Origin of the sequence: Paenibacillus sp. 2TAB23 (assembly GCF_052115165.1) — a bacterium.
Classification (GTDB): domain Bacteria; phylum Bacillota; class Bacilli; order Paenibacillales; family Paenibacillaceae; genus Pristimantibacillus.
Genome location: NZ_JBFRGD010000010.1, coordinates 118,022 through 132,224 on the forward strand (window position 1 = coordinate 118,022; position 14,203 = coordinate 132,224).

Below are 14,203 nucleotides of genomic sequence, written 5' to 3' on the forward strand. Positions count from 1 at the left end.
ATTTACAGTGGCGTTAGGTTCATTGATCTGGAATCATCAGGTAACCAATCGATTGGGAGGGAAAACTTCATGTTGACAAGCAATGCGCGAAGGTTGTGGACGACACTCGGAATGACGTTAGGCATGGCTATTGTATTGTTCGTTGCCTCAGGCAGTCTCGTCTTTGCATTGAAGGAGCGGGCGCCGGTAGCGCTCGAAGAGATTCAGTCTCATGCAGCGGTTATGAATTCAAATTGGCTCGAACTTACCCTCGTCGATACGCCATACTCCGACGAGCATGTTACGAATACGGACTATTACACCATCACGAGCGAGGAAGATCCGGACTTCTCCGGTGGCGTTACCCCAACAATAGTCCATTACAGGTATTTCCCGGAGCAAGCGCCTTATAATCCAACGTCCTCAGGCAATATCGGCAAAATTCAAGTGTTTTATCGCGCTTATCTCAAGCTGCCTACCACACTCAAGCTCAAGGAAGGGAAAAACTACATGCTTTCCGTTAACTCTGCGGTTGCCAATGTAGAACCGTTCCCGTTCCAATTCGACGTAACGAAACCTAATCTGGCCATACACGCCAATCAGGTTGGTTACCCGTCCGAGGGTACCAAGATTGCCTATCTCTCACACTGGACCGGTCAAGGGAGCATCGATTTCTTAGGCTACAAGAACTTTCAATTGATAGACGACACTACTAGCAAGAAGGTCTACTCAGGCGAAATCAAAGTGCATCTGAGAAACGACAGATGGACCCAAAGTGATATTTTTGCGCTTGATTTCAGCGACTTGCAGGCGCAGGGCCGCTATCGCATTTACATTCCAGGGGTAGGCACATCCTATCCTTTCGAAATTAGCAGCTTGATCTATAAGGATGATATTGCCTATACGATTACGCGTGCCTTGTTCATGCAGCGAGACGGTGACCACGGATTGGATGATCCGAGTCTTACCCATTGGAACCGGCCGCCTTCGCATGAGGATGATGCGATCGACCAAGCAAAATTCATTGATAACGGCGGTATTCTAGCAGATGCGAAAATAGATTTGAAAGGCGGCCACATGGATGCTGGCGATCGGGGGAAGTATCCCTATAATTCGGCCTATGTGGGCATCGACATGCTGATGGCTGCCAAATACTTTCCCGAGCAGATCGAGGCGTTAGGGGAGTCGCTGGAAATTCCCGAATCGGACAACGACATACCTGACTATCTGGACGAACTGGTATACGAGCTGGATTGGCTGACCAAAGCGATTATGAATACGTCAACGGATGGTACGCTTGCCAACTATCTAAGGCCTCAATCGCCGACTAAGCCTGAAGAAGGCTCGTACGAGATCGGATATGATCTGAAGGGCGCGGAAAAGCGTATGTTCTATAACCGTACGCAGGGACCTAACAAAGCGGAAACGTTGTTCGCGGCCGGGGTTCTGGCGCAGGCCTATAATACGCCTATCATGCAGGAGTATTATCCGGACAAAGTAAAGGATTACCTGATTGCTGCTAAAAAAGCGTACAAAGGCTTTATGGCTCACTATAAGGACAAGGAATACTTGAAGGAAAATACCTATTACGACGTTAGTAAAGAGGGTATTAAGAACACCTGGTCCAACGAAATGCTGTTGGCTTCAAGCGCGCTGCTTGTCGCGACGGGGAATGAGCCTGTTCAGGATCTGACTATTTCGGCGCAGGAGTTAAAAAATTGGATAACCAGCGAGATGCCGAAAACTCCAGGTGACTACGATTCGTATAAGCGTTACTTCTGGGTACTGGACCGGGCGTGGCTTGGCGCGTTCGTGTCGATGTATGAGAATCCGCATCTTACGCAAGTACTCAGAGAGTGGGCATATGACAACATTATCGATTTTGCGGAAAAGGAAATGGACCATGATACCCCGTTCGGCGCATCCACGCAGGACGAAGGGTACCCGAATCGGATCGGCTGGCGGTTCACAAGCTCCACCTTGATGCCAATCGTTGTCGGATATGGCGTAACACAAGATGCCAGGTATTTGGAGCGCATTCAGAAAACATGGGATTACACGCTGGGCGGCAACGCGGTGAGCAGGTCGTTCATCACGGGACTCGGCGATCCGCAGCGATCGCCAAGGTGGTTCGTCCACGAGATGAACCAATATCAATGGGTGCAGCAGGCTGCCAACAACAACGGCTGGGTAGAGCCTCCCCCTGGCTTGCCGAATTCCGATATCCAAAGCGCAAAGTATCCAGCCTGGTTTAATGATACGTGGAATACGACGGCGAGAACAAAAGTGTTCCCCTATTATGAGGGTCATGCCGTCATGTACCGGTATACGGACTCCTGGAATACGCAGAACGAGTATTCTATGAACATTTTATCTGCCAACGCGGCTTCCATGCTGCCGTTAATCCCTTTAGACACGTATACCCTTAACGTCAACTCTCCTAACGGAGACGTGTTTCCGGCTGGGGGAACTTACAGCGACGGCATGAAGATTACCCTGAAGGCGAAAGGCAAGCCGGGCTATAAATTCCTCAATTGGAGTGACGGTCTCGGAACGAACAGTACAATCGAGATTACGATGGATGCCAATAAGACGATTACCGCGAATTATGTGCCAGTGGACATCCGTACCATTACGGTCACTGCGGTAAACGGTACAGTCGAGCAGGATAATCCTGAAGGACGCTACAGCGATGGCGATACCGTGACTTTGACTGCAGTACCTAAGTATGGCTATAAATTCATGGGCTGGGGTAATGAATCATTTGAGAACAAGCCAACGATAGAAATCACTCTGCACGACGATCTTCATGTCACTGCGGAGTTTGAACTGCTCCCTCAATATACGCTGGCTGTCGAAGCGGAGAACGGATATGTGAAGATCAATCCCGTGAAGGAAACTTACGTAGAAGGAGAAGAAGTCATTCTGACCGCCGTGGACGATTTCGGTTATCGATTCGACGGCTGGACCGATGCTGATGACAATCTTATTGGCAAGGAAAACCCGATTATGGTGACCATGAACGAGGCAAAAACAATTACGGCCAACTTCAAGGTCGTTTCAACCTTTACGCTTACCACAAATGCGACGGAAGGCGGGACTGTCGCAACGAAGCCGGTAACAAAGACTGATGTGCAAGATGGACTTTACGAGCAAGAAACAAAGGTGATCCTGACCGCAACTGCCAAGCCGGGATATCTCTTTACGGGCTGGAGCGGCGGCTTGGTGAGCAGCAAAAATCCTGCGGAAGTAACGATAAACGGCCATACGACGGTAACGGCTATCTTCCAGCCAGCTAATGGATTGATGAGCGTGGATGTGACGCCTGTCGAGGCGCCTGGCACCACGGAGGAAAACAACGGAGTCTACACGCTTACAAGCAGCGGCAACAAATTCGCTTACGAGCCGGACAGCTTCCGATATCTTCTGCGCCCGGGACTCAAAGGCAATACGGTGTTCACGGCAAAGCTCGAATCATTCACCAGCGACAACAAAGCGGGAGCGGTAGCTGGCATTCAGATCCGTTCGGGCTTGGCAAGCAACGCGCAATATGTTGCCATCATGGTCAAGGATGGGAAGCTTGTCTCTCAAGTCAGGAAAGGCGGCGATAGCAGCGATCTGGTCGTACTGAAAGAAGCAATAAGCTTGCCTGTCATGCTTCGAATTGAAAGAACGATTAACAGGGATATTACGCTGGCGTGGTCGACGGACGGTGTTAATTGGGAGAAGTCTGGTATACACACGGTCTGGGACTGGAACAATTCCAACTTGGAGCTGACGATCGGCTTATTCGCTTCCGCGGGTCAAGTTGCGGATTCAACCGAGGCGCCGACGGTCAGAACGGCTACCGCGCAGTTCAGCAACGTGACTTGGCCGGACATGCGCGAGCTGACGATTGGTACGACGGGAGAAGGCGAGGTAGAGACTGTTTCTGGCCTTTATGTCGCAGATTCGAGAGTGAAGCTCTCCGCCGTGCCTGGTGAAGGACAAATTTTCGCAGGCTGGTCAGGAGGCCTGACTGGCAGGGCCAATCCTGCCTACATTACGATGGATAGTGACAAGACGGTAACCGCCAACTTCGAGGACGCGCCGGCGAAGGTGAACCTGGAATTAGCGGAGGTAACCGGGGGCATCATCGAAGCCATTCCCGGTACCAGCGGAAGCGGGAATCAAGAGGGAGAATACTTGCCTTTCACCGAGGTCAAGCTTCAAGCCAAGCCGGCATTGGGCTACCGCTTCTTATATTGGGAAGGCGATTTAATCAGCGCCGAGGATACCGTTCAGCTTCGCATGGACGGTCATAAAACCATCTCTGCGAAATTCGTATCCTACAAAAGCGAAGAAATTGGGACGAATCTCCCTGGAAGCACAACCGAGGACGCAACCGGCATTACGATAAATGCATCGGGGCAGATCATTTGGGGGGGAACTGACAGTTTCCGGTATACTTACCATGATCATCTTACGGGCAATTCGACGATTGTTGCACGCATTACCGATTTTAACGCAACAGCGGGCGATGCGCGCGCAGGCATCATGATAAGGCAAAGCACCATGGCGAACAGTTATTATCAGGGCATATTTATTACAAATGAGAAAAAGATACAAAGCCAGTTCAGAATCGGAGCTACATCAGGTAAAAAGCTTTCCGAAGAAAAGATGACTTCCTCCGTGTGGTTGAAGGTGGAGAAGAACGGAACGCAGATCACAACTTTTTATTCGATGGATGGCGAGCAATGGACGCAGCATGATTCGCAGAATATCGCTGCCTTCCAAGGTCCGTACACGGCTGGCTTGGCCGTGACCGCGGGTCAAAACAATAAGCTCGTAACAGCGAAGTTCGATCATGTCGAGCTGCCCGTGATACCTGCTTATGAACTCCATTCGGAAGCCGTCAATGGAGAGGTATCTGTCGATGTAACTGCGGATTCGTATCCGGCTGGCACCCTCATCTCGATGACGGCTGCGCCAGCTGAAGGCTACGTGTTCACAGGCTGGAGCGGAGACATAAGCGGTATAGCAAATCCGATCGTTATCACGATGGACGCGAGCAAGCATATTGTGGCGAACTTCAGAAACGCGGCGGATCAGTATACGCTTGCCACAGAGGCAGAGCATGGAACTGTCGAACGCGATCTCAATCAGAACGTATACAATGCGGGGACGGTGGTAACATTGACGGCCATTCCGGCACAAGGTTACGCATTTGTTGGCTGGAGCGGAGATACGCGCGTCGAATCCAATCCGGTTTCCGTGATGATGGATGACGATAAGACCATTACTCCGATTTTCTCAAGGGTGTTGAAGGAAGTGGATCACTTCTCTAGTCTCAACATCAAAACCGGTCATAAGGGTACCGTAACGCAGAACGGAGCTGATTTCACGGTTGAAGGTTCCGGGGACAATATATGGGGAAGGGCTGACAGTTTCCAATATGTTTATCAGAATCATAGCCAACTCACGGGAGATGCTACGATCGTAGCCCGAGTCGACGACGCAGCATTCACGGGGGCCGTTGCCAACTCGAATACGAAGATTGGCATTATGATTCGTCAAAACACGAATGCGGACAGCGCTTTTCAAGGCATCTTTCTCGATGGAGGCAGAGCGATAAGAAGCATACATCGCAGCATTCCCGATGGATGGGCTAGCGCAAATCAGGATACGGTAACGGCAAGTTCGGGAGCCGTTTGGTTGAAGGTCGAGAAAAAAGGCAACACCTTCAAGACGTATTCTTCGACTGATGGGCTTGTCTGGACGTCGAGAAGCTCGCAAACAATCGCGTTTGCCGGGTCGTTCACGGCAGGATTGGCCGTTGCATCGGGAACGGACGGCAAGTTCGCGAAGGTCGACTTCAGTCGCATCGAATGGCCGTATATTCCAGAATGACACGCTGAGCACAATGAATAGAAAAGGAAGCGGGAAGATCCGTGAAGCTATCACGGATCTTCTTCTCTTATTATCAAAAATCGAGCAGGAGCTTACCTATAGGAGTGATGACATGTGATAGGCAAAGATACAGGAATTCGAATCGGCACCATCGTTGAAGGGCAAGACGCGGTCCGCATCATTCCACAGATTGCGGAGCACGGCTTCGAATCCTTCCAACTATCCTTTTGGCAGACGACGGGCGCCATAAACTTGGCCGAGACGGCAAAGCAGATTCGGGAAAAGATTGGAGATCGAGATTTGAAGATCTCCGCCTTAAGCGTATACGGGAATCCATTAACAGACGAAGGCGAGAACAAGGATACGATTGCCAGCTGGGAGCGGCTCATCGATCATGCGCACTTGTTCGGTACGGACATTGTCTCCGGCTTCGCTGGTAGAATAGCAGGACAGCCGATTGACGAATCTTTGCCGCGTTTCGCCCAAGTATTCGGCGAGCTTGCTCTCCGGGCAGAAGACCGCGGTGTGCGAATTGCATTCGAGAACTGCGACATGGGAGGCTCTTGGGAGAGCGGTGACTGGAATATTGCCCATAATCCGGCCGCTTGGGAGAAGATGTTCAACGTGCTTCCGTTCGAGCACGTGGGCCTCGAATGGGAGCCCAGCCATCAAATGGTTAACTTGATTGATCCAATCCCTCAGCTTCGCAAATGGGTAGACAAAATCTTTCATGTTCACGGCAAAGATGCCACAATCGCGTGGGACATCGTACGTGAGGAAGGCATACATGGTCCGCGTCCGTTCTGCTGGCACCGGACGCCAGGCTTCGGCGATACGAATTGGACGGATATCATTACGATTCTTCGCCAAGCGGGTTACCAAGGAAGCATAGACATCGAAGGTGGTCATGATCCTGTCTATAATGGAGTTTTGGAGATGACGGGTCAAGTTCATGCGTTAAATTATCTTAATAAATGTAGAGGCGGCAGCTACGTGCCTAATCCCCGGTAAGTAACGTGCTTCATGTAACCAAGTAATGGGGAGTTGCCGTGATCAAGATCCAGAAGCTTTTGGACACGGAATTGGAGTCAATTTTTTTATTGAGCTAATGAGGAACGGTACTTGATTAATCAAGGAGCAGTTTGCTGCTGATATGCTCCCCTTACGGTAGACAGGTGAAATAATAAAACCTGCTATTGGAAGGGGAGCTTATCATACGGCAGCTGCTCCATTTCTTTGTTAAGCTCCCTCGGTACGATATGATTTTCTCGCGAACGCTCATTTATTCGCAGGCTCTCACCATAGAATAAATCGCTATCCGGACAGAAGAAGATTTGTACTGTCAAACGGTACTCCGTGCAATTTTGAGATTACATAATGAGCCATATGGCAAAATAAAAAGCCACACTCAAGTGCTGTAAGCTGAGCTGATATTTAGGTGACCCAAGTTGTCTCTGTCGGCAGCCGTTGCCAAAGCACATAAAAATATTTTTCTTGACCTGGTGTAAACATCAGGTTGTAGCATGAATTACTGCAACTAAAGAGAGCAGATAATCATAACGTGAGTAAACGGTTCACAATCGAATAAAAGTGAAAGGTTAGTAAATCCATTACAATAGTGATTAATTACATGGAGGATTGCACATTGAATACTGAAATACGAAATAAAGTATCTCTTGTAACCGGCGCAAAATCTGGAGTGGGATACGAATTAACAAAACGATTGCTCTCGGAGGGAATGCAAGTAATAGCCTTGATCCGATCTGATTTCCAGTACAATGATTTTATTATTCATGAAGCCCTAAAGAACAACAATCTCCGAGTCTATAAAGCCGATTTAAGCGATTATAAAAGTTTGAAAGCAGCGCTTAAAGATATCAAATCGAACGAAGAACGAATTGATGTGATATTTAATAATGCAGGTGTTATGCCTGATAAGATCCTTTACTCCAGTCAGGGACGGGAGATGCAATTTGAGGTACATGCAGTAGTTCCTTATATCATTTTCATGGAATTAAGAGAAATAGTATTAAAGGGAGAGATGAGAACAATAGTGAATACTTCCTCCAATTCTTTGCTAATGCTGAAACGGTTCGAACTTGAAACGTTGGAGAAACCGATCCATTTCAAAAAACTTGTCGGTGGTTATGCAGCTACTAAGTTGGCTCTGTCGCTTTGGACTCAAGCAGCGTCGCAGACAGCTTATGCAGAAGGCATCGAGATCAGGAGTGTTTGCCCAGGTGCCAATAAAACCCCGATGAGTGGAGGCTCAGGCATGCCAATTTTGCTACTTCCATTTCGTAATCTCTTGTTTTCCCACCCAAGCAAGGGAGCGGCGCGGCTATATGAGGCCGCATTCGGAGAGAACAGGGGGAAGACAGGCGTCTTCATCCATAAGGGCAAAATAACACCTATAAAGTTCATGCAAGAAGGTCGAGGTGTTCTGGGAAAAGTAGATTCCATATACGAGCAAGAGTTTCTTACCATTTGATAGGATTCAGTGCTTATTTGTGTAAAATGCTTCGAGATCAGTTGCTTGAGAACCCGCTAAATGTTAATTTTATCATATAGCAAGATCTGGAAGCCTCACGGTGTGTGGACTTTCAGACATTGTTTTTCTTTTATGTACGAATACAACTTCATCATATGGCAGGTGGATTTAGGATGAATGAGGGCTTTACGATGAAAGAAATGCTGGTACAATGCGAAATTAGTGAAGATGCTCTTCGCTATTATGAGAAAATCGGGCTTTTGCCGCCAGTTAAACGCAAACAAAATGGACACCGTCTCTATAGTCTAAAGGACAAAGAAATGTTGCTGAGCATTAAATGCTTTAAAAAAATTGGCATGACCCTCGAAGAAATCAAGCCGTTTCTACAGTTGCAAAATGCTGAAGAAAACACTATAAGTGTACAGATGTCTCTTCAGTTGCAGCATTACCAGAAGAGAATTGTTCAGCAGCAACGGCAACTGCAACAAATTTGGGATATGATCGAAACCAAACTTCAAAGCGGTCAAAAGTTTGGAGTTCAGTCCAATTAAAAGTGACCAGGTTTGGTAGATGCAAGTGATAATCACCATTGAGGGTCTTGATAATTACACATAGTCTATTCAACTACCGGGGAACAGTAGGTTCAAGTAATCGATGAGACGAAGGGGAAACCGAAATGAAGACAATCAAGCGCATGATGGACCACCTTTACTGGGCGGACGGACGCATATTGGACGTGCTCGAGGAGAGTGAGACGAAGAACAAGGACCTTTTGAAGCTGGTTCGGCACGTCGCGGTCGCGGAACGAGTCTGGTTGTCCCGATTGCAGGGCAAGGGCAGCATGCAATATTCGTTGTGGGAGGAAGCGGAAGACCTGACGGCGATCCGGACGATGTTCGAAGAGAACGCCGAGCAATATCGCGTCTATATTAATGGGCTCGAGGAATCTGAGTTGGACGAGATGGTCGACTATGAAAACCAGAGCGGGGTTCCGTTCCGAACATGCGTCCGGGACATCCTGTCGCAGGTCCTCTTACATGGGCAATATCACCGGGGACAGATCAACCGGGCACTTCGGATCGAATCGGCAGAGCCCGTCCAAGTCGATTACATCACGTTCGCGAGGCTCTAACGTGGTCAAATCATTACCATTACTCACTCGGAATGGAATTGCAGCGACCTAACAGAGCTCTATAGCTTAACATTCACAAAGGCGAGGCGCTGTCATAGAACGGCAGCCTCGTTGTACTACCGGACTGGATAAATGGTTGGAAGAACAAGGAGTTTGGTTGCTACGCGAACCTGGAGGCTAAGTATGATGTGAAGGTTTACTTCACCATGCTGCTTCGATCTTTGTAATTACATTGTATTGACATTGTATTTACGATTGACTTATGATTAGTATATTCTAATCATGGAGGCATCAACCAAATGGATACTAATTTACAAATACGCATATCAAAGGACATAAAAGAGAATTTTCAGCAGATAGCTAAGGAAAATAATAAAGATACTTCGTCCCTAGTACGTGATTGGATTTCTGCTTATATAGCTGAATATCAGCGATCTGATGAAGAAGTAGCTGCTGAACTATATCGTGCAGGGTACCAATTGCAAGAAGCGCTTGGAGGGAGAGAACATGTTAACAAGGAGTTTGCAAAACAATTACAGGAATATTCCTTAACAAATCAAAAAGAATTTACACAGCGGATACTAACGACCTACTTGGACCTTGAGCTGACCATTCCTTCATGTGTATCGAAAACGTATAGAGGATACGCCTATTCTCAAATGTTTTTATTGGGATTAATTGGGGAAAAGCCGAAGGATAGATCTTAGGTTACTAACTGAATTAAGGAGTTCGTTGTTGAGCTTCTGTTCAGCATTTCTATTCTGAAGAAATAATGATTTGTAACGCTACTGATGTCGCATCTGTTGACTGCAGCTAGGTTCCAAAGCATGTTAGATTATGATGAAGAGGGTTTCCCATTGGCTTATGGCTTATGGGAAACCCTTTTTTATTTGCTTCTAACTAATTTCGCAGACACGCCGAATTCTGAAAAAGCCAGTCATAGCAAGAGATTCGGAATTCGGATAACGGTCGGAAATTAGTCTATTGTGCCTCTCGATGGGGTCCAAGTATAGTGTGGTTAGTCGTCCTCCACCAGAAAGCTAGGCGAGGAGAAGATGCAATCACATATGCAAGTCATGGAGAGAAGGGATGCACATGAATCAACATTCTACCCAACGTAAGACACGATTGTTACGGGCAAGCATTAGTCGTCGAATGGCGACAGGGACTTGGAAAGACTACCAGCTTTATTTGCTACTGCTCCTCCCTATTTCGTATTTTATTTTATTTAAGTATGTACCGATGTATGGAGCTGCGATCGCGTTTCAGGATTACAGTATTTTTAAAGGCGTAACTGGCAGTGCTTGGGTCGGTTTCGAAAACTTTAAGCAGTTGTTCGGAATGAGTCAGTTCTATCAGGTTGTCAGGAATACGCTGCTACTGAACTTACTTGATTTATTATTTTCATTTCCTGCTCCGATCCTACTGGCTATTTTACTGCACGAGCTTAGGGTGGTTTGGTTCAAAAAAGCCGCTCAAACCATATTGTATTTACCGCATTTTATTTCATGGATCATAATCGGCGGTCTTGTGTATCAAATGTTTTCCACTAACGGCGGTCTTATCAACAATCTAATTGGTGCGCTTGGGCTTGACCCAATTCCGTTCTTGACGGAAAAAAACAATTGGCTGCTTGTTTATCTCAGTACTGGCATTTGGCAAAGCGCAGGCTGGGGAACGATCATATATTTGGCTGCATTAACAGGCATTAATAAAGATTTGTATGAAGCGGCTGAGGTTGACGGGGCAGGTAGATTGAAGAAAATATGGCATATTACATTGCCGGGTATTCGTCCAACTATCGTAGTCATGCTCATTATGCAGCTCGGTCATATTATGACCATTGGATTCGAAAGACCATTCGTAATGAGCAATCCGCTCGTTATGGATTATGCGGAAGTGATTAGCACCTTCGTATATAAGGTGGGTCTTCAGTCGGCACAGTTTTCACTGGCGACGGCGATGGGGTTGTTCCAGGCATTGGTAGGACTTTTCTTTGTCGTCATGGCGAATATGATTGCTAAGCGTTCTGGAGAACAAGGATTATGGTAGGAGGTGCGAAATGATAACTACAATTAAGCGAAAAGTACCTAAGTTACGACTTTCAGATGTCATTATTATGCTAATCGTCGGTGTGGCTTTAATGATTTGTCTCCTTCCGTTTTTGCATATCATTGCGATTTCTCTTAGCTCAAAACATGCCGTTTTATCCAACCAAGTTACGATTTTTCCCCGAGGCTGGGACTTCCATGCCTATGAGATTGTATTCACAGATTCGAGAATGCTTTGGTCTATGGGACTAACCATTATACTTACGGTGGTTTATACGATAATCAGTATGGTGATGAGCATTTGCGCTGCGTATCCATTAACAAAGGAACGTTTGAAGGGAAAAGCATTTTTCATGTTGCTCATCGTTTTCACCATGTTTTTCAGTGGCGGCTTGATTCCCGATTATTTGCTCGTTAAGGAGCTCGGTCTGCTAGATAGTTTGTTCTCGCTAATAATTCCGGGTATGATCAGTGCATTTAACTTAATTATTTTAAGAACGTTTTTCACTTCGATTCCAGCGAGCTTGGAGGAGTCAGCACAATTGGACGGATGCTCCCACATTGGAACACTGCTCCGAATCATTCTGCCGCTTTCACTACCGGTGCTTGCGACACTTAGTCTGTTTTATGCTGTCTCCAGATGGAACGGATACATGGATGCCCTATTTTATATTACAGACGCGGATTTATACCCCATACAACTGAAGCTCTACCAGATCGTGATGAACAGCATGGTGACGGATTTGACGGCTCAGGAAGGGGCAGCGCAGCTCGATGTTGTTCCAGAGGGAATTAAAGCGGCAAGCATTATGTTTGCAACCGCACCGATTCTAATCGTCTATCCTTGGCTGCAGCGGTATTTTGTTTCTGGTATTATGATTGGTGCTGTGAAAGGTTAATTGAACATGGAGCGGAGGCTGTCACTCAAATGATAGTCGATGCAATAATCGAGCCGAATCTATCCATTGGTTATCCCTCTGCATTTGCAGAGATGAATAACATAGAGGAAATTCAAATAAGATACGCAAAGGGGAGCTTGAACATGAAGACTGAGCAAAGAAAATGGTTGTTTTTATTTACGGTAGTATTGCTGCTGGCGAGTATGCTATCGGCATGCTCCAAGTCTGCTAATAATGGAACTTCAGATCCTACAAGCAGTGAAGGAAACGGTGCAAGTCAAAAACCTGTAACGTTGAAGGTAGAAGTATTCGACCGGGGCAATGCCCCTGCGGGCGCTGGTCCGGTCACCAATAACTATTGGACACAATGGATTCAGAAAAACTTCGGCGACCCGAACAATATCAAGCTGGAGTTCGTGCCGGTGCCTCGGAATCAAGAGGTAGATAAACTCAATGTTCTTATGTCAACTGGCGATGCTCCTGATCTTGTATTTACTTACGACATGAACACTATATACAATTATGTCAATGACGGGGGATTAACCGAGCTTAATCAACTCATTGAGGAAAATGGCCCGAATTTGAAAAAGTTTCTTGGTGAAGACGTTCTTAGCTATGGCGTATTCAGCGGCAAGCAATATACGATTCCTGCCAAGAGAACGCTGCAGTTTACCCAATCCACCTATATACGAAAAGACTGGTTGGACAAGTTAGGTTTGCCAGTACCTACGACTACAGAGGAATTCTATAATACTATGAAAGCGTTTAAAGAAAAGGACCCGGGGCAAACAGCCGGTAAAGTCATTCCTTACTCTTTCAGTGCGATGAACGGTACGACGATTACTAGCCCGGGTGTTCTGATTAGTTCATTCGTTAAAAATATGGAAGAAGAAGATTTCTATGCCCTATCTTCGGCGAACTATATTCCTGAACTCGCCAAGCCAGGCTATAAAGAAGGCGTACAGTTCCTAAACAAATTATATACAGAGAATCTTATCAATCCGGATTTTGCGCTCGACAAAGACGGCAAGCAATTAGAAAGCGATGTATCGAATGGTTTTGTTGGCGCCTTCACTGCATTGGCAGCTCACCCAAGCTTAATGCAGAGCGGCAATGTATTCGATACGCTCAAGAAGAACGTGCCAGATGCAGAGTTTGTCGCGATAGATCCTTTTACTAATCAAGACGGCAAGACACCAAAAAGTATTTATGATCCAACTGGTATCCATATCATGATTCCGAAGACGAGCAAGCATGCTGCGGAAGCGATTAAGTATTTGGACTGGATGTCGAAGTCCGACGTGTTGTTTACCCTCACAAATGGGCTTGAAGGGCAGCATTATACACTGGAAAATGATCTTCCAAAAGCCATTACAACAGATGAAGCAAAACAAACGTTCTATAATAACGCTGATATTGCGCTTGTAATTAACGGTAAAGATTTCGGCTCCCAGGAAAAAAATATAGAGGCTGTGGCGTTATCGTTCCCGGGCTATACGGAGCTTGCCAAGCAAACGATCGTTAACGGGTTAAAAGACGGCTTTACATTGCCGCGTTTCGACCGGCCGATTGAATCCGAGATCAAGTATGCCAAGACGTTGAAAGACAAAGGCGAGGAGACAGTAGTAAAGAGCATTCTTGCTAAACCCGATCAATTCGACAAAGTCTATGATTCCAATGTCGAGGAATTTTTAAAGCTTGGTGGTCAAGAGGTAATTGATGAACGCAGAGCGGCTTATAAGGATATGAAGAATTAAAACGG

The 14,203-nt window shown here is 46.7% G+C and carries 10 protein-coding genes; 9 read left to right on the plus strand and 1 reads right to left on the minus strand.

Annotated features, from left to right (window positions below; genetic code table 11):
- Positions 1 to 69: 69 nt before the first annotated feature.
- Together AB4Z29_RS16020 and AB4Z29_RS16025 are read left to right on the plus strand one after the other, a co-directional pair.
- Positions 70 to 5,868 carry an InlB B-repeat-containing protein gene (locus AB4Z29_RS16020; protein ID WP_441944035.1) on the plus strand — a complete coding sequence of 1,933 codons (5,799 nt, stop codon included), beginning with the start codon at positions 70 to 72 and terminating at the stop codon, positions 5,866 to 5,868.
- A 114-nt stretch (positions 5,869 to 5,982) separates the two neighbouring features.
- On the plus strand, positions 5,983 to 6,879 hold the full coding sequence (locus tag AB4Z29_RS16025) for a sugar phosphate isomerase/epimerase family protein (protein ID WP_441944036.1): 897 nt from the start codon (positions 5,983 to 5,985) through the stop codon (positions 6,877 to 6,879).
- Positions 6,880 to 7,061: 182 nt separating this feature from the next.
- On the opposite strand, the gene AB4Z29_RS16030 is transcribed toward AB4Z29_RS16025, so the two are convergent.
- Positions 7,062 to 7,214 carry a hypothetical protein gene (locus tag AB4Z29_RS16030; RefSeq protein ID WP_441944037.1) on the minus strand — a complete coding sequence of 51 codons (153 nt, stop codon included), beginning with the start codon at positions 7,212 to 7,214 and terminating at the stop codon, positions 7,062 to 7,064.
- 299 nt (positions 7,215 to 7,513) lie between these two features.
- On the opposite strand from AB4Z29_RS16030, the gene AB4Z29_RS16035 reads away from it, so the two are divergent.
- The 7 genes from AB4Z29_RS16035 to AB4Z29_RS16065 all read left to right on the plus strand — a co-directional run bounded on the left by AB4Z29_RS16035 (position 7,514) and on the right by AB4Z29_RS16065 (position 14,198).
- The gene (locus AB4Z29_RS16035; protein ID WP_441944038.1) at positions 7,514 to 8,359 is read left to right on the plus strand and encodes an SDR family NAD(P)-dependent oxidoreductase; all 846 of its coding nucleotides are present in this window, start codon (positions 7,514 to 7,516) and stop codon (positions 8,357 to 8,359) included.
- A 173-nt stretch (positions 8,360 to 8,532) separates the two neighbouring features.
- Entirely contained in the window at positions 8,533 to 8,910 is a 378-nt protein-coding gene (locus AB4Z29_RS16040) for a MerR family transcriptional regulator (RefSeq protein ID WP_441944039.1), read from the plus strand.
- 125 nt (positions 8,911 to 9,035) lie between these two features.
- Positions 9,036 to 9,491, plus strand: coding sequence for a DinB family protein (locus AB4Z29_RS16045; protein ID WP_441944040.1), 456 nt, complete (start codon positions 9,036 to 9,038; stop codon positions 9,489 to 9,491).
- Positions 9,492 to 9,790: 299 nt separating this feature from the next.
- Positions 9,791 to 10,198, plus strand: coding sequence for a hypothetical protein (locus AB4Z29_RS16050; protein WP_441944041.1), 408 nt, complete (start codon positions 9,791 to 9,793; stop codon positions 10,196 to 10,198).
- A gap of 448 nt (positions 10,199 to 10,646) precedes the next feature.
- Positions 10,647 to 11,543 carry an ABC transporter permease gene (locus AB4Z29_RS16055; RefSeq protein ID WP_441944157.1) on the plus strand — a complete coding sequence of 299 codons (897 nt, stop codon included), beginning with the start codon at positions 10,647 to 10,649 and terminating at the stop codon, positions 11,541 to 11,543.
- Positions 11,544 to 11,553: 10 nt separating this feature from the next.
- Positions 11,554 to 12,441, plus strand: coding sequence for a carbohydrate ABC transporter permease (locus tag AB4Z29_RS16060; protein WP_441944042.1), 888 nt, complete (start codon positions 11,554 to 11,556; stop codon positions 12,439 to 12,441).
- A gap of 143 nt (positions 12,442 to 12,584) precedes the next feature.
- A complete protein-coding gene (locus tag AB4Z29_RS16065) occupies positions 12,585 to 14,198 on the plus strand; it encodes an extracellular solute-binding protein (RefSeq protein ID WP_441944043.1) in 1,614 nt (537 codons plus the stop codon).
- Positions 14,199 to 14,203 lie beyond the last annotated feature (5 nt).